Source organism: Micromonospora parva (genome assembly GCF_040649675.1).
Taxonomy (GTDB): domain Bacteria; phylum Actinomycetota; class Actinomycetes; order Mycobacteriales; family Micromonosporaceae; genus Micromonospora; species Micromonospora parva.
Map to the genome: position 1 here is coordinate 63971 of NZ_JBEZFX010000009.1, position 22719 is coordinate 86689.

The window sequence follows — 22719 nt, forward strand, 5'->3', positions numbered from 1 at the left end:
AGGTCGGCGCGGGTTAACGGCGACTCAGCGCAGGTCGGCGGCCACGAACGACCACAGCTCCAGATCCACCCGGCCGCCGCTGACGAACCCGGCGTTACGCAGCAGACCCTCGTAGCTGAACCCGGCCTTCTCGGCGACCCGGCGCGAGGCCAGGTTGCCGGGCGCCACCCGCAGCTCGACCCGTTGGAAACCGTGCTCCAGGATCAGCGCGATGGCCACCGCGTCGACCGCCTCGGCGGCGAAGCCGAAGCCCCGCGCGGATGCCGCCATCGCGTAGGAGATCTCGGTGAGGCGGGCACCCCAGTCGGTACGCCGGGTCCACAGCGACCCCACCACCTGGTCGTCCTCGCGCCGCACCACCGCGTAGTGGTCGCCCTCCCCGCTGTCGCGCCGCTGCCGGGCCAGATCGGTGCACCAGGCCAGCCCGTCGATCGGGCCGGAGTCGCCGGGCAGCGGCAGCCAACGCCGGGTCAGCTTGTCGGCGAAGATCTCCCCCGCCGCCGCCGCGTCGGCAGCCGTGAGCTGACGCACCTCGGTACGCGGGGTGGACACGGTCAACGCCGGGAATCGGCGCACCGCCACCTGACCGATCACACCGACACCCCGCCGGCCTGCGCGGCTACCACCTCGCCCGTCGGGTCGGCCGCCGCCGCGGCGACCAGCCGGGTGGCCGTCGCCGGATGGCTGGCCCAGTGCACGGTGAGCTGCGAGGCGTGCACGTTACGCCAGACGAAGCCCTCCGGCGCGCCGCCCTCCCAGCTCCAGGCCGGGCGCTGACCGGCGCGCGGGGTGAGCACCGCACGGTGCGCCTTGTGCCCGACCAGCACCGTGCCGCTGGCCGCGACCACGCTGTCGGTCTGGGCGGTCGCCTCCCGGTAGCCGGCCACCACCCCGTCCCGGCTGACGCCGACCGCGTCCAGGACACCGCACATCGGCAACCCGTCCAACTCCCGGGCCAGCCACAGCAGCCCGGCGCCCTCGGCGATCACCGGACGCCCGGTCCGCGCCAACTCGGCCACCGCGATGCAGAGCCGCCGGTTGGCCGACAACTGCTCGGCGTACGCCTCGGGCAGCGCGCCGCCGACGACCAGCGCGCGGGTGCCGACCGGCAGCGCCTCGTCGCGCAGCGGGTCCAGGACGACGACCTCGGCGCCGGCGGCCCGGAGCAACTCCGCCGTCTCCGGGTGGCTGAAGCTGCCGCCCGGCCCACCGGCCACCGCCACCAGCGGACGGTTCGCCGGGGGTGTGAACGCGCCGATGGCCTCCTCGGGAGACCAGGCGGGTGCCGGTAGCGGCGGGGCGGAGCGGGCCAGCCCGAGCAGCCGTTCCAGGTCGACGGTGGCGGCGACGGCCTCGCCCAGCCGGCGGACCGCCCGGACGGCGTCGGCCGAGTCGTCGACCACCGGCGCCACCCCGTGCCGCCGCGACGGCAGCACCGCCGGCAGGTCCTGGCGCCGCAGCGCGCCGTAGACCGGCACCCCCACGTCGTCCAACGCCTCGCGCAGCATCCCCTCGTGCCGCGACGACGCCACCCGGTTGAGGATCACCCCGCCGAGCCACAACTGCTCGTCGTACGAGCGGAACCCGTGCACCAGGGCGGCCACCGACTGACCCATCGCGGCCACGTCGACAACGAGCACCACCGGGCTGCGCAGCGCGGCGGCCGCGGCGGCGGTGGACTCCTGCTCGGGACGGCCACCGACCGAGTCGTACAACCCCATGCTGCCCTGCACGACGGCGAGCCCGGCACCGGTGGCGCCGTGCGCCACCAGCGGGGCGAGCCGGTCGACGCCGACCAGCCGGGGGTCGATCACCCGACCCGGCCGACCGGAGGCGAGACCGAGGTAGGCGGCGTCGACGTGATCCGGCCCGAGCTTGAACCCGGCGACGTCGACCCCGCGCTCGGCCAGGGCGGCGAGCAGCCCGATCGCCAGCGCGTTCTTACCGTGCCCGGAGGACGGCGCGCTGAGCACCAGGCGCGGCACGACGGTCATCATCGACTCCTCGCGAGCGGCGGCGGGTACGCGACGGGACGACCGGGGCCGATCCGTCGGCGTGACGATACCCGCCCGGCCGCAGGCGCGAGCACCGCCAACCGGGGCGGACGGTCCGGCCCTGGCAGGGGCCCCGGACGACGATCCCGGCCCGGTCCGGCCCGGTCCAGGTCAGTGGCGCCGGTCATACGAGTAGCCTCGGTGCCGTGTACCGGTTCCTGCTGAGCCCACGCTGGCTGGGCGCTCTCGCGCTGACCCTGGTCGCCGCCGCCGTCATGGTGTTCCTGGGCAACTGGCAGCTGGACCGCTACCGGGGGCGCACCGAGGTCAACGAGCGGATCGACGCGGGCCAGCGGATGGCCCCCGCGCCGCTCGCCGACGCGCTGCGCGCCCCCAGCGGCGGCCCCGGGACGGTGGGTCCGGCCCCCGCCGAGGACAAGGTCTGGACCCGGGTCACCGTCACCGGCCGGTACGACCCCGCGAACACCGTGCTGGTCCGCGGCCGCACGGTGGACAGCCGCGTCGGCTTCGAGGTGCTCACCCCGCTGGTGCTCACCGACGGCACGGCGCTGCTGGTGGACCGGGGCTGGATCCCGCCGGCAGCCGGTGGGGCGACCGCCCAGCCGTCGGTGCCGGCCGCGCCGACCGGCGACGTGACGGTGGTCGGACGGGTGCACGAGACCGAGAGCGGCGCCGGCGCGGTGGCCCGACGTGACGGGCTGCTGGAGATCCGTCGGATCGGGGTGTCACGGCTGGCCGGCGAGCTTCCCTACCCGGTCTACGGCGCCTACCTGCTGCTCGACGAGCAGACCCCGGCAGCCGACCCGGTGTTCAAGGCGGTGCCGGTGGGGCACGCCAACAACTGGCAGAACTTCGGCTACGTCGTGCAGTGGTGGCTGTTCGCGGTGATGGCCCTGTTCGGCTACGGCTGGGTGGCCCGTCGTGAGGCCCGCCGGGCCGCCGGCATCGGCGTCACCGAGGCTCCCCTGGACCGGGCCGCCGAGCCTGCGCCGACCGCGTCCGCCTGAGCACTCCCCGTCAGCCGCTCACCCGGCCGGCGTGGATGGCGCGGACCGCGTCGATGGTGTCCGCCTCGGCGGCGGACTTGTCGTCGCGGTAACGCACCACCCGGGCGAACCGCAGCGCCATCCCGCCGGGATAGCGCGAACTCGTCTGCACCCCGTCGAAGGCGATCTCCACCACCTGCTCGGGCCGGACCCGGACGACCCAGTCGCCGCGCTCGACAGCGAGGTCGAGGAACCGCTCGGTCTGCCAGCGCAGCAGCTCGTCGGTGAGCCCCTTGAACGTCTTGCCGAGCATGACGAAGTCGCCGGTGCGCGCGTCACGCGCACCCAGATGCAGGTTGGACAGCCAGCCCTTGCGTCGGCCGCTGCCCCACTCGACGGCGAGGACCACCAGGTCGAGCGTGTGTCGCGGTTTCACCTTGACCCAGGCGGAACCGCGCCGGCCGGCGTCGTAGGGGGCGTCCGGGGCCTTCACCACCACGCCCTCCTGCCCGGCGTCGAGAGCTGCGGCGAACGCGCTGGCGGCCTGCTCCGGATCGTCGACCTCCATGCGGCCGACCAGCAGCGACGAATCCACAGCACCGGCGAGGGCGGCCCACCGCTCCCGGCCGGGGAGGTCGATCAGATCCTCGCCGTCGAGGTGCAGCAGGTCGAAGAAGTACGGGGTGAGCACCGTCGCGCCCGTGCTGGCAGCCGCCGCGAGCACCGCCGGGGCGACCGGGGTGCGCCCGGTGGTGCTGGGGGTGGTGCGTCGGGCGGCCCGGCTCGACGTCTGTTGGAACGGCAGCGGGCGGCCGGTCTCGTCCAGGCCGATCGCTTCGCCGTCGAGGACCATCTCCCGGCCGGGCAGGGCGCGGACCGCGGCGACCACCTCGGGCACCCGGGTGGTGATCTCGTCGAGGCTGCGGGTGAACACCGCGATGTCGGTGCCGGAGCGGTGCACCTGGATGCGGATGCCGTCGAGCTTCACGTCGACCACCGCCGGCGTGCCGGTCGCGGCGAGCGCTTCGTCGACCGAGGGGGCGCTCTGCGCGAGCATCGGCGCCAGCGGTCGGCCGACCCGCAGACCGAACCCGGCCAGCGCGGCGGCCCCGCCGGCCAGCGCGGCCACCGCCACGGCCCGCAGATCACCGGCGAGGAGCAGCGCCCGACGGACCGCTGCCACCGGCACCTCGGCGGCCCGGGCCACCGCGTCCGCGAGGAGCCCGGCCTGGGCGCCTTGACGGAGCTCGCCGCTGAACAGACCGGTGAGCAGGCGCTGCTCGTCGGCCGTCGCCGCCGCGTAGAGGGCGCCGAGCAGCGCCCGACGTCGAGCCTGCGAGCCCGAGCCGTGCACGGCGGCGATCTGCGCGATGGCGGCGTCCACGGCGGCCACCGTCAACGTCGGCTCGGCGGCCGGGGGCGGCAGGTCACGCAGGCTCGCGTAGCCAACCCCGGTCTGCCGTTGGCGCAGCTCACCGGCGAGATAGCCGGCGCCGGGCTCGACCTCGTCGGGATCCAGTCGGCGCAGCGCGTCAGCGAGCAGCTCCACCTTGGCGCGTCGGCCGCTGGTGGCACCGACGGCGGCGGAGGTGGCTGCCAGATCGAGGAACCGCACGCAGCTCATCCTGCCAGGCACCTCCGACACCGCCCGGGCATTGCCGTGCCCGGGCGGTGTCGGAGGTGCCGCCCGCTCACGCGGACGACGGGCGGGCAGCCCTAGGCCGAGACGGGCTCCTCGATGCGTAGCCCCCGGGCCCGGACCTCGCCGGCCACGCGGGAGAGCACCGAGTCGAGGGCGACCAGTGCGGCGGAAAGCTCACCGAGCTGTTCGTTGAGCGTGTCCTCGGACCACGCGGAGACGTCGACATCTCCCAGCGCGCTGACAGCGGCCCCCAACCGGGCCATCACCTCGTTCGTACTCATGTACGAAAGGCTATAACAGACAGCGGGCCGACACGCCGTAAACCCCCAGATCAGACCCAAAGTTCCCGCGCCGTGCCGGAGGCCTACCCGCCCGCTGCCGCCACCTTGCCCAGCAGGAGCGCCTCGGCGAGGCACACCCGGGCGAACTCCCCCAGGTGCAGGCTCTCGTTCGGGCCGTGCGCACGGGCGTGCGGGTCCTCCACACCGGTCACCAGGATCGCCGCCTTCGGGAACATCTCCTGGAAGGTGGCGATGAACGGAATCGAGCCGCCAACGCCGATGTCCACCGGGTCGGTGCCGTCCCAGGCGGCCCGGAAAGCCGACCGGGCGGCGTCGAACATCGGCCCGGACGCGTCGATCACGCACGGGTCACCGTCGTGCTCGAAGGTGACGGTCACCTGCGCACCCCACGGGGCGTGCCGCTCGAGGTGCGCGCGCACCGCCGCGTACGCCCGCTTGCTGTCGTCGCCCGGGGCGAGCCGGATGCTGAGCTTCGCCTTCGCGGACGGGACCAGGGCGTTCGGCGCCTCGCCCGTGGACGGCGCGTCGACACCGAGGATGGCCAGCGCCGGCTTGGTCCAGAGCCGGTCGGTGATCCGGCCGGTGCCGATGAACCCCACGCCGTCGGCCAGCCCCGCCTCGGCCCGGATCCGGTCCTCCGGGTAGTCGACGGTGGCGCCCTCCCGGCCGACCAGCCCTTCCACCGCCACGTCACCGGCGTCGTCGTGCAGCGTCGCCAACAACCGGACCAGCGCGGTGAGCGCGTCCGGCACGGCGCCGCCGAACATGCCGCTGTGCACCGCCTGGTCGAGGGTGCGCACCTCGACGAAGCAGTTGACGATGCCCCGCAACGAGGTGGTCAACGCCGGTACGCCGATGTCCCAGTTACCGGAGTCGGCGATCACGATGACGTCGGAGGCGAGCTTGTCGCGGTGCTCGACCAGCAACTGCTCCAGCGAGTCGGAGCCGTACTCCTCCTCGCCCTCGATGAACAGGACCACGCCGACCGGCAGCGCGTCACCGTACGCGCGCAGCGCCGCGACGTGCGCCATGATGCCGGCCTTGTCGTCGGCCGCGCCCCGGGCGTAGAGCCGGCCGTCCCGCTCCACCGGCTCGAACGGGTCGGACTCCCACAGCGACAGGTCGCCGACCGGCTGGACGTCGTGGTGGGCGTAGAGCAGCACGGTGGGCGCTCCGGGCGGCGCGGCCCGACGGCCGATCACCGCCGGCTGGCCGCCGGATCGCACGATCTCGACGTCCAGGCCGCAACCGCGCAGCAGCTCGGCCACCGCCTCGGCGGAGCGTTCCACGTGCGAGTGGTCGAAGCCCTCGAAGGCGATGCCGGGGATGCGGACGAGGCGCTCCAGGTCGGCCCGGACGCCGGGCATCTCCCGCTCGACGGCGGCTCGCACCTCGGACTCGGACATGATCGGTGAGGTCATGACCGGCATCGTATGCCGGCCTTACCTGGGCGTGCCGGCGGAGCCCGTACCGTCACCGCTGTCCGTGGGGCCGGCGCCGGCCCGCGCGCCGGGAGCGGCCCGCCCGGCGCGGTGGGCGCGGCCCGCCGCCTCGGTGGCCGCGTCCATCCAGGAACGGGCCCGACCGGCGGTGCCGCCCACCCACTCGCCGACGTCGCTCGCACCGTCGCCGAGCCGGCGCAGCAACCCGACCAGCGGGTCGCTGGACCTGCTGAACTCCTCCCGGTACGACTCGGCAGCCGCCTTGATCTCCTCCGTGACGCTGGTCGAGCTGTCGTCCTCGCGGCGTGGGTAGTCCCCGGCCAGCACCCGCCCGTACGCCCCGGAGTCGATCCACTGGCGCAGTTGCGCCGCCCGCGCCACCGGCACCGGGTGGGTGCTCCACGCGATCATCCGGATCTTGTGCAGGCTGTCGCGCAGGTCGCCGCCGCCGGCGTACTCGGCGGCCTGCTCCAGGAAGGCGGTGGTGTCGACCTGGGACAGGTCACCGCCACCGGCCAGCTTCATCAACAGCCGCAACGCGGCGGCCGGGTCCTGCCCGGCGAGCAGACCCGCCCGGTCGGCGGACAGCTCCGCCTTGCGCCACCACTCCAGCATCGCCGCGATGATGGCCCGCAGCGCGATCGCGCCGACCGGCAACCAGCTCAGGTTGGCAGCCCAGCGGGTGAGGATCATGAGCATCGTCTTGTAGACCGCGTGCCCGCTGCCCACATGCCCCAACTCGTGGCCGAGCAGACAGCGCAGCTCGTCCTCGTCGAGTTGTTGCACGCAGGCCGAGTTCACCACGATGAACGGCCGCTCCAGCCCGACCGCCTCGGCGCCCAACCAGGGCGACTGGGTCACGTACAGCTCGGGCAGCTCGGCCACGTCGAGCGCCGCCGCGGCCTCGGTGTAGCGCTGCCACACCGCCGGGTACTGCCGGTGGTCGACCCGGATGCCGGAGGCCAGCACGGACAGCCGGAAACCCCGCTCGTTCCACATGCCGAAGAACGACCGCACCACGTCGTCGAAACCGCGCAGCTCCCGCAGCGCGACCAGGGCACCCCGGTCGGCGGGATGCTCCCAGGCCCGTGAGCTGATGCCGGTGAGGGTGATCCGACGCCGCGCTGGCGCGTCCGCTGCCGTCATGGTGGCTCCCCGTTCGCCGTAGCTCCCCGCATCGTGCCGTAGTCGGTGGCCGACGTCCATGCCCCGCTCAGCGCAGCCGCACGTAGTACCGGTCCGCGTCGTGCGGCAGGCTGGGCGCACCGTCGACCACCAGGTCGGCGTGGGTCGCGGTCTCGTCGACGGCGAAGTGCGCCCGCTCCCCGTCGTGCCAGCGGCGCAGCTCGGGCAGGATCTCCGGCCCGTCCCGGGCGACCGCGCGTGCCAGCCGCAGCGACGCGGGTGCGGTGACGAACACGGCCAGCGTCAGCTCCGGCCGGACGACCGCGCGGGCGGCGCTGACCCCCTCGACCAGCAGCACCGGAGCCGCCGGCACCGGCACCGGCCGGGGCAGGAAACGGTGCCGGACCCAGCTGTACCGCCGGTAGGCACCCGGCGTCCCGGCGCGCAGCGGGGCGAGCACCCACTCGTCGAGCCGGGGCCAGAAGGTGACCTGGTCGTCCCACCCGTCGAGCAGGTCGTCGGTGTGCACCACCGGCGGTCGGCCGCCGAGCGGCCCCGCCAGGGCATCCGCGAGCTGCGCGGCGAACCGGCTCTTGCCCGCGCCGCTCGGCCCGTCGACGGCGACCAGCCGGGTCCGCCCCAACCGCGCCGGGCCCGCGAGCACCCGACGAGCCAGTTCGGCGTACGCCTCGACAACCGCCACGGTCAGGCCGGCAGTCTCCGGGTTCAGCACAACCTCGCGTGGTGCATGACCGAAGTATGCCGTCGCCGCCGGCGGGCAGGGCGACCGACTCCGGTTCGGTGCGGTCGCGGTGTCCCTGCCGAAGGGGCACCGCGCGGCCGTGTCGATCATGCTGGCTGAGGGGCCAGGGTGGGCCACCGTGCCCCGTCCGGCTGGTCGCCCTGGCCGGCCACCGTCACGTCCGGGGGAATTGGGGCGACGACGGGTGACGGGCGGCCCGTTCGCCGCCCGGGGTGCCACCGAATCGGGATGATCGGGTGGTGCTCCGAGACGTGATGAGCCCCGGCATAGACGCCCTGCTCGAACAGGCCCGCGCCGGGCTGCACCGACTGACTCCGCAGCAGACCGTCGAGGCGGTCCGCGGCGGCGCGCTGCTGGTCGACACCCGTACCGACCTGCAACGCCGCGAACAGGGCGACCTGCCGGGCGCGGTCGTCATCGACCGGACCGTACTGGAGTGGCGCCTCGATCCGGCCAGCGCCTGGCGGATCCCGGAGGCCACCGGGTACGACCGGGAGATCGTGCTGGTGTGCCGGCAGGGCTACAGCTCCAGCCTGGCCGCCGCCAGTCTGCAGACCCTCGGGCTGCGCCGGGCCACCGACATGATCGGCGGTGTGGACGCCTGGCTCGCCGCGGGCCTGCCCACCACCGACCGCCCCGCCGACGTCCGCCCCTGACTCCCACCACCGGGCGCCCACCACCGGCGGGCAGCCCGGCTCACGATCGCGCTCGATCCACGAAACAGGCCCCTCCTCGCGCGGAGAGGCCCCTGGAACAACGATCGAGCACGATCATGGGCGGTCCCCACCTGCACTGTCCCCAGGGGACGGTGTCCCAGTCAGGAGGGTGGCGCGCCGGGTGGGATGAAGGGGAGGCCGGCGGGTGGGCCGGCTTCGATGAGACGCCAGAGGGCATCGGTGTCCAGGTGTTCCTCGACCAGGTCGCCGAGCAGATCAAGCGAGCGTTCCCGGGCGGCGGCGAAGCTGGTGGCCGGTGCGACCCGGAACCCGCTGCGGCCGGCCAGGCGAGCCGCCTCGGTGAGGAACCACCGGCGGAAGCCGTCGGACTCGAACGCCCCGTGCCAGTGCGTGCCGTGTACCGCGCCGAGCACGGCCCCCTCTCCGACACCGTCGTCGCCGGTCAGCAGCGGCGGCAGGCCGGGGTCGGCCTGGGACACGTACCCGTGGTGGATCTCGTAGCCGTGCACCGGAAGGCCACCGTGGCCGGTGCCCACCGACTGCCGCACGGTCTTGCGCGGATCGAAGGTGATCTCGATGGGCAGCAGACCGAGCCCCGGCACGCTGCCCTGCCGACTCTCCACCGGGTCGTGGATGGCGCGGCCGAGCATCTGGAAGCCGCCGCAGAGGCCGAGCAGAGGTTTGCCGGCCGCCACATGGGTGGCGACCGCGTCGGCGAGGCCGGTCTCGCGCAGCCAGGCGAGGTCGGCGACGGTGGACTTGGAGCCGGGCAGGACGACCAGGTCGGCGGCGGCCAGCTCGGCCGGTTCGATGGTGAGGCGTACCCGGACACCCGGCTCGGTGGCGAGCGCCTCCACGTCGGTGGCATTGCTGACCCGGGGCAGGCGAACGACGGCCACGTCCAGCCATTCGGTGCCGTGCGGGGCGGCGGGGCGCCCGAGCACCCGGCCGTAGGCGAGAGAGTCCTCCGCGTCGAGCCACAGGTCCAGCGCCCAGGGCAGCACCCCGTACGTGGGACGGCCGGTGACCTGACGCAGCATGTCCAGACCCGGCTGGAGCAGTCCGCGGTCACCCCGGAACTTGTTGATCACGAAGCCGGCGATCAGCGCCTGGTCGGCCGGGTCGAGCAGGGCCACGGTGCCGAACATCGAGGCGAACACACCGCCCCGGTCGATGTCGCCGACGACGATGGTGGGCAGGTTGGCGTGCCGGGCCAGCCCCATGTTGACGTAGTCACCGGCCCGCAGGTTGATCTCGGCGGGGCTGCCGGCGCCCTCGCAGATCACCACGTCGTACGTCTCGCGCAGCTCGGCGAGCGCGGCGTACGCGGTCTCGGCGAGCCGGGGGCGCAACTGCCGGAAGGTGCCGGCGGTGATCGTGTCGACCGCCTCGCCCAGCAGCACCACCTGACTGGCCAGGTCACTGCCCGGCTTGAGCAGCACCGGGTTGAACCGCAGGTCGGGTGCGAGCCCGCACGCGGCGGCCTGCATGGCCTGGGCGCGCCCGATCTCGCCGCCGCGCCCGTCCGGCCCGACGACCACGGCCGAGTTGTTCGACATGTTCTGCGCCTTGTACGGCGCCACCTTCACGCCCTGGCGGTGCAGCCAGCGACAGATGCCGGCGGTGAGCACGCTCTTGCCCGCGTCGGACGTCGTGCCGGCCACCAGCAGCCCGCCACTCACCGCCCGTTCCCCCGCCGCACCCCGACACCCGCGTCCACTCCGCCGGCCCGCCCGCGCCCGCCGGCCCCGACGGCCAACCCGCGCCGCCCGACCAGTCCGCGCGTGCCGACCCCGGCTGCCAGCCCGGTCCCGCCGGCCCGCACGCGCCCGCCGGCCACGGCGGCCAACCCGCGCCGGCCCACGGCGCCGATCAGCCGGCCGAGGGTCACCGGGTACGCGGCGGCCAGCCCCACCGCGGCCAGCCCCACCGCGCCGGAGATCCGGGCGGCCCGCTTGAGGTGCCGCGCCTCCGGGCGGGGACCGTCGCCGAGGAACGGCCGCACCTCGGAGCGCCCGAAGTAGACGTTGCGGCCGCCGAGGCGGACCCCGAGCGCACCGGCCATCGCCGCCTCGCACTGGCCGGCGTTGGGGCTCGGGTGGTCGTTGCGGTCGCGCAGCCACACCTGCCAGGCGCGCTGCCGGTCCCCGTGCGCGACCGGCGCGACGGCGACGGTGAGCAGCCCGGTCAGCCGGGACGGTACGAGGTTGAGCGCGTCGTCCAGCCGAGCGGCCGGGGTGCCGAACCGCGCGTAGCGCGCCGACCGGTGCCCGACCATCGCGTCGAGGGTGTTCGCCGCGCGGTAGCCCAGCAGCCCGGGCAGGCCGGCGACCGCACCCCAGAGCAGCGGAGCGACGACCGCGTCGGAGGTGTTCTCGGCGACCGACTCGACTGTGGCACGGGCCAGCTCCGACTCGCCAAGCGTCGACGGGTCCCGCCCGCAGAGGTTGCCGAGGCGTCGCCGGGCAGCGGGCAGGTCGCCGTCACGCAGCGTCCGGCCCATGACAGTCGCCTCGTGCCGTAACGTGCGGCCGCCCAGCACGCTCCACGTGCCGGCCGCCACGAGCACCGCCCGGGTCACCGGCCGGTGCCGGGTAGCCGCCGCGGCGGCCGCTCCGAGCAGCACCGGCCCTCCGACGGCCAGCGCGGTGAAGGCCGTACCCGCCGTTCGGTCCGGGCGGTAGAGGCGGCGCTCCAGCGCCCCGGCGGCCTGCCCGAAGCCGGCCACCGGGTGCCACCGGCGGGGGTCGCCGAGCAGCCTGTCCAGCGCGTAACCGGCCAGCAGCCCCACCGCGTTCGCCATCGGCGCTGTCCGTCGCACCCGCACCACCTCCGGCCGGCCAGCCTAGACGAGCACCCCGGGAACCAGCCCAACACACGGTGCCGCAGCCGCGACGAGAACCCCTGGAGCGAACAGTCGGGCCGCCCCGCCGACGCCCGTCACGCGGGGTGACGACGCTGCAGGCGCCGCCACCCCGCCCCCGTTCGTGCCGCCCGGATCGGTCAGGCCGGCTGCGGGATCCGGCCCCGACCGCGCCGCCCGCGACCGAGTTGCGTCGGCTCGGGCTGCCCCTCGTCGGGCACCGCCCCCAACTCGAGGTCCAGGTCACCGTCGGCGTTGTCGTCGTTCGCCTCGGGCGGAGCTGTCAGCTCGTCGATGCCCAGTGCGGCATCGACCTGCTCGACCTGCCCGCCGCTCGGGGAATCGTCCTCCGGGTCGCTGCCGAACGGGCTGGTGCCGAACGGACTGCCTCCGAACGGGCTGGTGCGCAGCTCGGCGTAGTCAGGCAGCTCGAAGTCGTCGTCCAGCGGCCGGTCGTCGGGCAGTGCGGGGGCCTGCCCGGCCGGCACCGACTCGGTGGGCTCGCCGTGCACCCGGCTCTCGGCCTCCGCGTCCTCCACGGTGCTGGTCGTCACGCTCGGCCGGTTGCGCAGGAACCGGGCCCGGCCGCGGGACAGATCGTGGCCGACGGCGACCGCCTCCAACTCGTAGAGCGTGCGGTGGTTGCCGGCGTCGTCGGTCCAGTCGCGGGTGTAGAGCCGCCCACAGACCACCACCGGATCGCCGACCATGACAGAGGCCGCCACCCCCTCGGCGAGCTTGCGCCAACAGTTGACGCGGACGCGGAGCGAATTGCCGTCCACCCACCGGCCACTGTCCCGGTCGAGCCGGCGGGCGGTGGAGGCGACCTTGAAGTTGGCCACCAGGGTGTTGCTCTGGGTCGTACGCCGCCACTCGGGCGTGGTCAGCACGTTGCCGACGATTGTCACGTAAGTGTCGAACATCGTCCCTCCAGGGGGATCGGGGCCTGCCAACGCGAGTCGACTCGCCACCGAGCCTCGACACCGAGGCCGCCCACCGCCACCGCCCACCGCCGGCCTGTGGATGACGAACCCACCTGTGGACAACGCCCTGATCACGCCCGGGTGTGGTACGCCCGACCCGCCCGACCCGCCGTCAACGGTTTCCCGGGCCGCTCGAACTGGGTAAGGACTTGATCAACGCACCACCGACAGTTGCACGTCGACGAGAGGTCAGCGCCATGACGATCACTACCATCGGTTCCGCGAACGCTTCCGAGGCGCGGCGATGAGCGCCGTGGCGAACCCGGCCACCGTGGCTGAGTGCCTGCGGGTGGGCGCCGGGTTCTCGCAGGGCGACCGGAACTGGATCGCCGAGCAGTTCGCCACCCTCGACGCCCGGCTCGCCAGCTTCCACGCCGACGCCACCGAGCTGGAGGTGTCGGTGAAGGACCGGGAGGCACGCGGGCAGAAGGTCACGCTCGAGTGCTGGATCGCCGGCCGGCAGAAGATCGTCACCACCTCCGCGGAGGAGGACCTGCACGCAGCCCTCAACGACGTCCGCGACGACCTGCGCCGCCGTCTCAACGACGCCAAGACCCGCCAGGAGCCCCGGCACAACAAGCACCTGCGCGACCTCCCCCAGCCGCAGGCCGAGTCCGACGACGAGGCCCCCCGCGCCGACGCGGAAACGGCCTGACCCACGCCTCACCCCCGCGATCTTGCACTTTCATCGCCCGAATAGCGGCTATGTCCCCCATATGTCGGGACAGAAAGTGCAAGATCGCGGGGACGAACCCGCCGGGCGGGCGGACCGAGCGGGCGTGGGCTACCGCTGGGTAGGTCGGCGGCGTAGCGTCGCGTTCGTGGAACCGGACGTGTTGGGGCCGCCGTACGAGCGGCAGACGATCGACCTGGGCGCCGACGACGAAGGCCCCGTTGTCGCGACGCTGGTCCGGAGGCGGGCCGAACGCCCCACCGGGCGGGCCGTGCTCTACGTGCACGGCTTCGTCGACTACTTCTTCCAGACCCACCTGGCCGACTTCTTCGCCGAGCGAGGGTGGGACTTCTACGCCCTCGACCTGCGCAAATACGGTCGCAGTCTGCTCCCGGGCCAGACCCCGAACTTCTGCCACGACATCAGCGACTACTTCCCCGAGCTGGATGCCGCCGCTGAGATCATCCGCAAGGACGACGGGCACGAGACCCTGCTGGCGATGGGCCACTCCACCGGCGGCCTGATCATCTCGCTGTGGGCGGACTCCCGCCGCGACACCGGCATCGTCGACGGCCTGGTGCTCAACAGCCCCTTCTTCGACCTCAACGCCCCCTGGGCGATCCGTCGACCCCTCGCGGCCGCCGCGTCCCGGCTGGGCCGCAGAGCGCCGCACCGCATCCTGCCGTTCGGGCTGGGCACGGTGTACGGCGAGAGCATCCACTCCGACCACCGCGGCGAGTGGACCTACGACCTGGCGTGGAAGCCGCTGGCCGGGTTCCCGGTCCGGGCCGGCTGGCTGAACGCGATCCGCACCGGGCAGCGTCGACTCCGTGCCGGGCTGGACATTCAGGTGCCGGTGCTGCTGGCCTGTTCGACCCGGTCCTTCCGGGGCACCAAGTGGCACGCCAACGCGACAATGGCCGACGCCGTACTGGACGTCGACCACATGGTCCGTTACGCGCCCCGCCTCGGTCGCCACGTCACACTGGCCCGCTTCGACGGCGGGCTGCACGACCTCACGCTCTCCGGCCCCGCCGTACGGAAGAAGGTCTTCGACGAGGTGGGCCGCTGGGCCGAGGCGTTCCTCGCCGCCGGCCCCACCGCCCCGGCCGACGCTGACCCGACCAGTTCACCGACAGCCGACGCGGCGACGGCGACAACGCCCGGCAGTTGACAGGCCGGGATGGCGTCGCCGCTCAGACGTCACCGGACAGCGGGGGCAGTCCGACATCGCCGGACGGCGCCCCGGCTCAGACGTCGCCGGGCGTCGCCGGGAGGACGGCACGGATCCGGTCGAAGGTCGCCACCGGGTGCGCGCCGACGCCGGGCAGGACCAGACCCAGGCAGTACGGTGCGACGTCGCCGGTGTCGCCGGCCTGGACGATGAAGACCGGCGCCCCGACGTACCCCGGCGGCAGCTCCGTGGTGATCAGCACGGCGTCCCCGTCGCGGACCACCCGCTCGATCGCGACCTCCAGCGGGCGCGACCCGTCTTCGCGTACCCCATGGGCCAGCACGAAAGCGGAACCGGCGTCGGCGCCGAGGCGGGCGACCACCTCGGGCCCGGCGGCGATCCCCGCCGGCACCGGCTGGACGCGCCACCGCCAGCCGCCGTCACCGGCGTACCGGTGCAGGCCGGCCGTCGGCAACACCGCCACCCCGTCGCCCCCGAAGCGGGCCCAACCAGGCACGATCTCCGCCTCGGACACGACCTCCGGGGCCACCCCCGCCGGTTCGGTGACGCTCGACCGCAGGCCCAACTCACCCCCGGAAGCGCCCACCAGGTCGGCCGCCGTCAACAACGACTCCCCCACCGGGTCGTCGCCGCTGCGAAAGAAGAACGCGGTACCGAAACCGCCCGATGACCGGTACGGCAGGATGGCGCGACCGACGACCTGGCACAGCTCGTAGGCGACGTCGCTTTCGGCGTCGGAATCCAGCAACACCAGCCAAAGGTACGGTCCGGGGCCGGGCCGGTCCGCGGTAACCCGGATGCCCGCTCCGAGCCGGACGTGAGACTCTGCTCGGCAACGTGGACGCGGGCACCCTTTCCGCCGTCGGGCAGTGGGACGGCGGTACCCTCTGGGCGCGACATCCACGCCACACGCGCCCGTAGCTCAGCGGATAGAGCAGGGGACTTCTAATCCCAAGGCCGCAGGTTCGAATCCTGCCGGGCGCACCTACCTCACCGCAGGTCAAGGGGCTTCCGCTCCCCAACGAAGCCCTTCTACAGACGACAGACGGTCCCTGCCCTGAGGGGAGGGACCGTATGGCGTTCGGCTTCACCTTGCGGCAGGCCAGCACGGACGGGTGTGCTCAGCCCTGCTGGTGGCGCTCGTTGCGTCGAAGGGCCTCTTCGAGTTGGTCCTCAAGAATAATGATCCGACAGGCCGAGGCGATGTCGGTGCCCTGGTCGCACATCTCGCGGGCGCGCGCGGCGAGGCGTATTTGGTAGCGAGAGTAGCGGCGATGCCCGCCACCGGAGCGCTGCGGGTCGATCAGTTTCGCGTCGCCCAGTCGGCGTAGGAAGTCCTGCGAGCAGCCGATGATCTCGGCGGCACGGCCCATCGTGTAGGCGGGGTAGTCCTCATCGTCGAGCATGTCGTCGGGTTGAGCCATGAAACCTCCATCACGAGGGCCCCGGTGCTCGGAAGCACCGGGGCCCAAGGGTTGTGGGTCAGGAACACCATCTACCGACAGAACGTCGGCTTGTCTTGTCCGCACCGGCCGTCAGGGACGGCTTCGGGTGCGAGGATCGCATAAGCGTGACCGGAGACCACCTCTCGTTCGAGGGAAACTGCGGTGTCCGCGCCCAGCCCACAGATGCAACTGGTAGCGGGCGATCCAACGGTGTAATGCCCTCCCTTGCCTCTGATTCCTCTGCCTTACTCCGTGCTGTCTCGTCAGTGCCCGAGCCCCACGCGACTTCATGGCCCCGACACATACGACGAACTCTCCTTGCCTCGGGTGAAGCCCTGAACAAGCGTCGGCCTCACCCGCTGTCACACACGTACTACCGAACTACGGCAAATGTCTGCCGCCGAGCTGAGCAGGACTTGCACGTTCCCTGTCCCGACTCCTTCGCCCTCGTGGGGGGCGGCAACGTCAGCGTCTTTGTTTACTCCGTCTTCGACCTCAGGGACGTTAGTCGGGACCGGCAAGGATGTCTAGCGTTTCGAGCATAGATTTTCTCTGAGGGCGGAGATAGGACGACGTATACGGGAAGCGCGGTGGGCAAGCGGTACCGACGGGAGGATCCCCGCCCTGAGCCGACCGCCGCCGCACCTCAGGTTCGGTGCCCGGCAGGTGTCTACGGGTTGACCGGTCCACGGCGTTAATAGGGCGTGACGTTCGAGGAGTACGCGTTCACCCGCACGTCGGCCCTGGTGCGGCTCGCCCGGTTGCTGACCGGTGACGAGTACCGGGCCGAGGACCTGGTGCAGGAGGTCCTGGCCCAGGCGTACGCGAGGTGGGGGCGGATCGGCCGGACGGATCGTCCTGACGCCTACGTCCGCCGGATGCTGGTCAACGCCCACAGATCCTGGTGGCGTCGGCGCAGCAGCCGGGAGATCACCGTCGCCGCCGTACTCGATCAGGCCGGTGACGTGGACGAGGCGGCCGGGGTCGCTGAGCGCGACGCGCTGTGGCGGTTGGTCTGTGCGCTGCCGGCGCGTCAGCGCACGGTGATCGTCCTGCGCTACTACGAGGATCTTGATGACGCGTCGATCGCGGAGATCCTCGACTGTTCGACCGGGACGGTACGCACCCACGCGAAGCGGGCGCTGACGGCGCTGCGTCAACGACAGGCTGCGGCATCCCCCGCACGGGCAGGAGAGTTCTGATGTTCAGCGACCTCGATGAGCAGCTCGCCAGCACGCTGAAGCATCGTGCCGGTGGCGATGTCGACCCGACACCATTCGTGCAGCACGCCCGGATTCGCGGCCGGCGGTTGAGGCTGCGGCGACGGGCACTGATCGCCGGCGGCGTGGCGGCGGCGTGCGCTGCTCTCACCTCGGTGGTTCTGGTGCTCCCGGGCGGCCGGACCACCGACGACCCGATCGTGCCGGCCTCGGCACTGATGTTGCCGGAGGCACGAGGCGCTGCGACCGTACGGCCGGAGGAGGTGGGTGCCGATCCCGCGACCGTGCACTTCTCGCCCGGCGCCCTGGTGAGCGGTGCGGAGTACGCGACGTGGCGTGCCGGGCGCGGCATCGAGAGCGTCGAGTTCCGGGGCCGCAGTGGGCAGGCCCGGTTCGTGTTGGCCCGCACCGAAGTGTTGCTGGACGAGCTTCAGCAGACGTTGTCGTCGGCGGGACGACCGCAGCCACGCTCCGATGTACGAGTCGGTGACCGCCCGGGTGTCGCCTGGTTCGACCCGTCCGGTGACCGGCAGTTGTGGTTCGTTCGCTGGCAACCCGTCGACGGGCTCTGGGCCCAACTGGACACGTACGCGCCCACCCGGGACGAGGCGACGGGCACGGCGGGCCGGGTCCGGTTCGATGGCGCGCACCGTTGTGTGGTGCCGTTCCGCCTGGAGTCGGTGCCACCCGGCGGACGGCTGCTCGAATGCTCGGTCACGTTCGGCCGCTCGGCGCGGGGGACGTTCGTCGAGGGCGCTCTCGTGGTCGGTGACGCATCCGGTCGCTGGCTGACCGTTCGGGCGCAACCCGCCCCGGCCGGCGGGGCCCGGGCCGGGGATCTCACCGCCGGCCCCTACCGGGCCCGCCGGCAGGGCAGTGACGTGTTGGAGATGACCGTCGAGCCGTTCGTCGTGGAGGCGTTCCGCAAGGGGTGGGGGGACGGCTACACCGAGGCGGAGGGCTTGACGATCCTCGGCGGGTACCGGCCGGCCGCCGACCCCGACCGCCCGGATACCTGGTGACCGGGCGGCCGGATCAGACCGGTCCGAGCAGGTTGACCAGCGTGTCGTCGCCCTGGCCGAGCTGGGCTGCACCGATCGGTGGCGTGACGAGGAACCGTCGGCAGCCGTCGAGTTCCACGTACCAGTCGGGGCGTTCCCCGTCGAGCGGTCGCAGCACCGCGAAGCGGGTCGCCGGGGTGGCGCAGTCGACCACCGCCCGGCGGTTGTTCAGCGCCCGGAGCACACCCGCCTGGCGCTCGGTTGGCAGTGGCCCGCCGTACACGAAATCGCCGGCCGGCTTTTCGCCCTCCTGGAGCGACTCGGGCACCTGGTAGACGCAGAGGCGCAGCGGCCCGGCGGCCGGTCGGGCGACCGGCCCGGCCGGCCCGGGGCGACGGCTCCTGGTTTCCACCCACACCATGTCCGTCCACTGCTGGGCGCATCCGGCGGCCTCGGCCGCCGCGGATTCGACCTGCCCGATGGTACGGGTGTCCACAGTGCTCCACTGCGGCCCGGCCAGGGCCGCGATGACCTCGCGGCGCGGCTTGCCGCAGGCGTCGGTCGGGATCTGGGGGCGCAGCCAACGCCCCCGGTCGTCCAGCAGGGCCAGCCACGGCGGGACGACCATGTCGAGGGTGCAGGCGACCTTCCCGCCGGTCGGCTCGCTGGGCAGGCGCAGCGCGGCGAGCAGTGGTGCGATCTCCTCGGCGCGCCGCTCGGTGGCCATCTGCTGCTGGCCGCCCCGGCGGCCCGGCCGGGTCTCCCGCCCGCAGATCACGGCCGCTACCGGAGTGAACGTGGGGTCGATCCGACCGGTCGTCGGTTGTTTGGAGGCTGGTGGCGACGTCTGCGTGCCCGGCAACGTGATTGTCTCGCCGGCTCGGGGGGCATCCTTGGCGCAGGAGGTCCACTTGTCGACGATCTGGGCCGGGGCGGGCTCGGCAGCCTCGCCCGGCCCGTTCTCCGTGCCACCGCAGCCGCTCAGTGCCATGCCGAGCAGTGCCACCGCCAGTACCGTCCGGGACGAGCGCATCCGGCTCACCATCCTTTCACCCGAGGATGAGACGGACGGCAGGTGTGCTCGGTTCCGACCGGTCGCGGCACCCGTGCGACCACCCCCAGCCGCGCGGGCACAGAGTGACACATTAGCGACACTCCGTACACTAGGGGTCATCAGATGTCAGCCGACATGCTATTGTCCAATGTCTATCTGCTTCGTGTGGACCCGGACCGGGTCGTTGTCGGAAGGGCACTTCCCGATGCCGGCCGTTGCCACTCCAGCCGTGCCGCCGCCCACGTTGGACAATCCGGCCGGCGGGGCCCTGGGCCTCATCTTCACCACGTTGCCGGCGTTGCTGCGGCTGACCTGCGGGCTGTTCGGCGCTGCGGTGGCCGTGTCCGTGCAGACCCCGCCGGTCGAGCAGGCGGTGCTGCTGCCCGCTGTCGGCGTGCTGACCGGCTGGTCCCTCTGGTACGCCCACCGCGCGTTGCGCCACGGCATCGGTCCCGCTCTCGTCGCCGGTGACGTCGCGGTCACCGCGTCGGCCTGCCTCCTCATGCCTGTGCTGGTGGCACCCGAGGTGTTGCCCGGCGAGGGCAGTTGGATCGCCGTGCTGGCCAGCACCACGGTGATCAACACACAGGCCACCGCCCTGGCGCGCTGGTCGATCCCCGCCGGGCTGCTCGTGATCGTCACCTACGTGACCGGCGCGCAGGCGGCCGGCAACCCCACCGAGGCACGGGCGCACGCGGCCACGCTGCTGGCGCAGACCGCCTGCACGGCGATGATGGCGGGGGTCATGCGGCGACGCATCGGCCGGGCGGACCGCGCCTTCGCCGCACACCAGCGGCTGACCCGGGAGGCGTTGGTCGCCCGCGCCGCCCGCGAGGCCGAACGCCAGCAGAACCGCGACCTGCACGACACCGTGCTGGGAACGTTGACCATGGTGGGGCTGGGCGCGGTGGCCGGTCCCTCGACCGTCTTCCGGGACCGGTGCGCGGCCGACCTGCGTACCCTCGTCTCGCTCAGCGACGTCGGCCCGGTGGCCGGCGACGGCCCGGTCCCGCTCGACGGACGGTTGCGGTCGGTGGTCGAACGGCTGCCCGAGCTCGCGGTACGGCTGGACCTGACGTCCTGCGCCGTCCCGGTCGGGGTGGCCGACGCGATCAGCGAGAGCGCCTACGCGGCGCTGTCCAACGTGGTCCGCCACGCCCCCGGCGCCGAGGCCACGCTGCGTCTGGTCCGCGACGCGATCGGCGTCGTGGTCGAGGTCGCCGACGACGGTCCCGGCTTCGACCTGGCCACTGTCCCACCGCACCGGTACGGGCTGCGCGAGTCCATCCGCGGCCGGATGGCCACCGTCGGTGGGCGTGCCGAGGTGCACTCGGCGGTCGGGATGGGCACCCGGATTCGACTGGAGTGGCCCGGTGTCGGCTGACCTGAACGCCCCTGCGCACCTCACCGACGCTCCCGAGGCACCGATCTGGGCCGGCGTTCCGACGCCCCGGGAGCCGGTCTCCCCCGAGGCGCTCGCCGCGCCGGCCGCCGTCGCGCACGCCTCCGACCGGGGCGCCCGGATCGCCGCCGTCGTCATCGCACTGGCCTGGCACGTCGCGATCGCGCTGCCGGCGGTGCTGGCCGCCCGCGCGGAGTTCGCCGCGCCAGCAGTGGTGCTCGGCGCCTGGATACTGGTCGCCGTGACCGGCGCGGTCGCCGGGGTACGGCTGCTGCTGGGCTCGCCGCTGCCGCCGTGGCCGCTGGCCGTGTTGCTGCTGGTCGTCGACGCGGCCGTCTTCGCCGCGGCCGGGGATCGGCAGTTGTTCACGGCCGCCAACTGGGTGTGGGGCACGCTCGGCTGGTTCTTCGTGCTGGCGGTGTGGGGCCAGCGCGTGGTGGGGCTGATCGCGCTGCTGAGCACGCACGCCCTGATCGCCCTGGTGGCCGTGCTGGGGCACGGCGCCGACCCGGCCGACGTGGCCCGCTACGTGATGTACGTCTACGGCACGTTCTCGCTGCCGGTGGCGGTCTTCGTGGGCAGCGCCGTCATCGTCGGCCTGGCTCGGGAGCGGGCCGGCGTCTCGGCCGCCGGTCACGCGATGGCCGCCGAGCGGGATGCCGCCGAGCGTGGCCGCCAGGAACGCCGCGACCGGCTCACCCTGGTCAGCTCGGCGGCCGGGCGGGTCCTCGGTGACCTCGCCGCCGGGCAGGCCGACCCGGGCGACCCGGAGGTGCAGCGCCGGTGCATGTTGGCCGCCGCACGGCTACGCCGGCTGATCGCCGAGTCCGACGATGTGCCCGACCCGTTGCTGCACGAGTTGCGCGCCGCCGCCGACCTGGCGGAACGCAGCGGCCTGCCGATCGACCTGGTCACCATCGGCACCCCGCCGCCGCTGCCGGTGGAGATCCGCCGCCGGCTGGCCGACCCGCTCACCGGCACCCTCGCCGACGCCCGGGGATGGGCGCGGCTGACAGTGGTCTCCGGCCCGGACGAGGTGGTGGTCAGCCTGGTCACGCCGGACCGGGAAGGCCCGGAGGCGACCGGCCCACCGCCCGGGGAGCGTGACGACGGGCCGGTGCAGTACCTCTACGAACGGGACGGGAACATCAGATGGGCGCAGACCCGATGGCGGCGGTGAGCGGCGATCAGCCGGTCGGGGTGGCGATCGTCGACGACCACCCGGTGGTGGTCGAGGGAGTCCGCGCCTGGCTCGCCACCGAGCCGCGCCTCACGGTGCTCGCCACCGGCGACGACCCGGACGAGGTGCTGCGGGCCGCCCCGGACGCCGCCGTCGTCCTGCTCGACCTGCGGTTGCACGGGCGGATGGCGTTGGACAAGTTGGCCGAGCTGAGCGCCGCCGGGCGGCGGGTGGTGGTCTATTCGGAGCACACCGACCCGCAGACGATGCTGGCCGCGCTGGACGCCGGGGCGGTGGCGTTCCTGGCCAAGCACGAGGGCCGGGAACACTGCGTGGAGACGGTGCTGGCCGCCGCGAGCGACCGCCCGTACGTGCCGCCGGCGCTGGCCGGTGCGATGGTCGGCGACCCGCGACCGGACCGGCCGATGCTGTCCGACAAGGAGCGTGAGGCGCTGCTGCTCTGGTTCCAGTCGATGTCGAAGGCGTCGGTGGCTCGGCGGATGCAGATCAGCGAGCACACAGTGAAGCAGTACGTCGACCGTGCGCGGATCAAGTACACCCGGGCGGGGCGGCCAGCCGCCACAAAGGCGGCACTACTCGCCCGTGCGATCGAGGACGGTCTCGTCCGCCCGGAGGAGATCGGCATCTACCGGTCACAGGCGACGCACGACCGGCCGACCCCCTAACAGGCGTCATGACAGGGGCGCTGTTGTCCGCGAGGCTTCTCTTCACAGCCAGCTGACCGGAAGGT

21 protein-coding genes, 1 tRNA gene and 1 pseudogene are annotated in these 22719 nt (G+C 73.3%); 10 read left to right on the forward strand and 13 right to left on the reverse strand.

What is annotated here, in order from left to right:
* Positions 1–24 precede the first annotated feature (24 nt).
* Both AB0C03_RS22700 and AB0C03_RS22705 read right to left on the reverse strand, forming a co-directional pair.
* The gene (locus tag AB0C03_RS22700) at positions 25–594 is read right to left on the reverse strand and encodes a GNAT family N-acetyltransferase (RefSeq protein ID WP_357638731.1); all 570 of its coding nucleotides are present in this window, start codon (positions 592–594) and stop codon (positions 25–27) included.
* Positions 591–1994, reverse strand: a complete 1404-nt coding sequence (locus AB0C03_RS22705) for a cobyrinic acid a,c-diamide synthase CobB (RefSeq protein ID WP_357638733.1) — start codon at positions 1992–1994, stop codon at positions 591–593. Before AB0C03_RS22705 ends, AB0C03_RS22700 begins: the two co-directional genes overlap by 4 nt.
* A gap of 206 nt (positions 1995–2200) precedes the next feature.
* Between AB0C03_RS22705 and AB0C03_RS22710 the strand changes: the two genes are divergently transcribed.
* On the forward strand, positions 2201–3022 hold the full coding sequence (locus tag AB0C03_RS22710; protein ID WP_030333433.1) for an SURF1 family cytochrome oxidase biogenesis protein: 822 nt from the start codon (positions 2201–2203) through the stop codon (positions 3020–3022).
* 10 nt (positions 3023–3032) lie between these two features.
* Here the strand turns inward: AB0C03_RS22710 and AB0C03_RS22715 are convergent, their stop codons facing one another.
* The 5 genes from AB0C03_RS22715 to AB0C03_RS22735 form a co-directional block, all read right to left on the reverse strand.
* On the reverse strand, positions 3033–4625 hold the full coding sequence (locus tag AB0C03_RS22715) for an ATP-dependent DNA ligase (protein ID WP_357638735.1): 1593 nt from the start codon (positions 4623–4625) through the stop codon (positions 3033–3035).
* A gap of 92 nt (positions 4626–4717) precedes the next feature.
* The gene (locus AB0C03_RS22720) at positions 4718–4924 is read right to left on the reverse strand and encodes a hypothetical protein (RefSeq protein WP_030333429.1); all 207 of its coding nucleotides are present in this window, start codon (positions 4922–4924) and stop codon (positions 4718–4720) included.
* Between the two features lie 83 nt (positions 4925–5007).
* Entirely contained in the window at positions 5008–6351 is a 1344-nt protein-coding gene (locus AB0C03_RS22725; RefSeq protein ID WP_030333427.1) for a dipeptidase, read from the reverse strand.
* A gap of 36 nt (positions 6352–6387) precedes the next feature.
* Complete coding sequence (locus AB0C03_RS22730) at positions 6388–7533, reverse strand: M48 family metallopeptidase (RefSeq protein ID WP_357638737.1); 1146 nt, start codon at positions 7531–7533, stop codon at positions 6388–6390.
* A gap of 67 nt (positions 7534–7600) precedes the next feature.
* Entirely contained in the window at positions 7601–8245 is a 645-nt protein-coding gene (locus tag AB0C03_RS22735) for a uridine kinase family protein (protein WP_357638739.1), read from the reverse strand.
* A 284-nt stretch (positions 8246–8529) separates the two neighbouring features.
* Between AB0C03_RS22735 and AB0C03_RS22740 the strand changes: the two genes are divergently transcribed.
* Positions 8530–8931 (forward strand): rhodanese-like domain-containing protein, encoded by a 402-nt coding sequence (locus AB0C03_RS22740; protein WP_030333422.1) that lies wholly within the window; start codon positions 8530–8532, stop codon positions 8929–8931.
* Positions 8932–9092: 161 nt separating this feature from the next.
* Here the strand turns inward: AB0C03_RS22740 and AB0C03_RS22745 are convergent, their stop codons facing one another.
* The 3 genes and pseudogenes from AB0C03_RS22745 to AB0C03_RS22755 form a co-directional block, all read right to left on the reverse strand.
* Entirely contained in the window at positions 9093–10634 is a 1542-nt protein-coding gene (locus tag AB0C03_RS22745; protein ID WP_030333420.1) for a cobyric acid synthase, read from the reverse strand.
* Between the two features lie 137 nt (positions 10635–10771).
* Positions 10772–11755, reverse strand: a pseudogene (locus tag AB0C03_RS22750) (cobalamin biosynthesis protein); the annotation flags it as partial.
* A gap of 200 nt (positions 11756–11955) precedes the next feature.
* Positions 11956–12738: a single-stranded DNA-binding protein gene (locus AB0C03_RS22755; RefSeq protein ID WP_030333417.1), complete on the reverse strand. Its 783-nt coding sequence runs from the start codon at positions 12736–12738 to the stop codon at positions 11956–11958.
* A 304-nt stretch (positions 12739–13042) separates the two neighbouring features.
* On the opposite strand from AB0C03_RS22755, the gene AB0C03_RS22760 reads away from it, so the two are divergent.
* Positions 13043–13453: an HPF/RaiA family ribosome-associated protein gene (locus tag AB0C03_RS22760; protein ID WP_030333415.1), complete on the forward strand. Its 411-nt coding sequence runs from the start codon at positions 13043–13045 to the stop codon at positions 13451–13453.
* Positions 13454–13619: 166 nt separating this feature from the next.
* Positions 13620–14645, forward strand: coding sequence for an alpha/beta hydrolase (locus tag AB0C03_RS22765; protein ID WP_030333413.1), 1026 nt, complete (start codon positions 13620–13622; stop codon positions 14643–14645).
* A gap of 76 nt (positions 14646–14721) precedes the next feature.
* On the opposite strand, the gene AB0C03_RS22770 is transcribed toward AB0C03_RS22765, so the two are convergent.
* On the reverse strand, positions 14722–15417 hold the full coding sequence (locus AB0C03_RS22770) for a hypothetical protein (protein ID WP_357638742.1): 696 nt from the start codon (positions 15415–15417) through the stop codon (positions 14722–14724).
* Positions 15418–15577: 160 nt separating this feature from the next.
* Here AB0C03_RS22770 and AB0C03_RS22775 point away from each other — a divergent pair.
* Positions 15578–15650: transfer RNA gene (locus tag AB0C03_RS22775), tRNA-Arg, on the forward strand.
* Between the two features lie 137 nt (positions 15651–15787).
* Here AB0C03_RS22775 and AB0C03_RS22780 read toward each other — a convergent pair.
* A complete protein-coding gene (locus AB0C03_RS22780) occupies positions 15788–16090 on the reverse strand; it encodes a MerR family transcriptional regulator (RefSeq protein ID WP_030333387.1) in 303 nt (100 codons plus the stop codon).
* Between the two features lie 725 nt (positions 16091–16815).
* Here AB0C03_RS22780 and AB0C03_RS22785 point away from each other — a divergent pair.
* Both AB0C03_RS22785 and AB0C03_RS22790 read left to right on the forward strand, forming a co-directional pair.
* On the forward strand, positions 16816–17313 hold the full coding sequence (locus AB0C03_RS22785; protein ID WP_210866005.1) for a SigE family RNA polymerase sigma factor: 498 nt from the start codon (positions 16816–16818) through the stop codon (positions 17311–17313).
* Positions 17313–18353, forward strand: coding sequence for a hypothetical protein (locus AB0C03_RS22790; RefSeq protein ID WP_357638745.1), 1041 nt, complete (start codon positions 17313–17315; stop codon positions 18351–18353). Before AB0C03_RS22785 ends, AB0C03_RS22790 begins: the two co-directional genes overlap by 1 nt.
* A 13-nt stretch (positions 18354–18366) precedes the next feature.
* Here AB0C03_RS22790 and AB0C03_RS22795 read toward each other — a convergent pair whose 3' ends face one another.
* Positions 18367–19365, reverse strand: a complete 999-nt coding sequence (locus AB0C03_RS22795) for a hypothetical protein (RefSeq protein ID WP_357638747.1) — start codon at positions 19363–19365, stop codon at positions 18367–18369.
* 226 nt (positions 19366–19591) lie between these two features.
* Between AB0C03_RS22795 and AB0C03_RS22800 the strand changes: the two genes are divergently transcribed.
* From AB0C03_RS22800 to AB0C03_RS22810, 3 genes are read left to right on the forward strand one after another with little or no spacing between them, the layout of a single operon-like run.
* Complete coding sequence (locus AB0C03_RS22800; protein ID WP_357638923.1) at positions 19592–20770, forward strand: sensor histidine kinase; 1179 nt, start codon at positions 19592–19594, stop codon at positions 20768–20770.
* A 43-nt stretch (positions 20771–20813) separates the two neighbouring features.
* Positions 20814–21968, forward strand: a complete 1155-nt coding sequence (locus AB0C03_RS22805; RefSeq protein ID WP_030333378.1) for a hypothetical protein — start codon at positions 20814–20816, stop codon at positions 21966–21968.
* Positions 21941–22654 (forward strand): response regulator transcription factor, encoded by a 714-nt coding sequence (locus AB0C03_RS22810; protein ID WP_285794438.1) that lies wholly within the window; start codon positions 21941–21943, stop codon positions 22652–22654. The genes AB0C03_RS22805 and AB0C03_RS22810 overlap by 28 nt, the downstream gene beginning before the upstream one ends.
* Positions 22655–22719 lie beyond the last annotated feature (65 nt).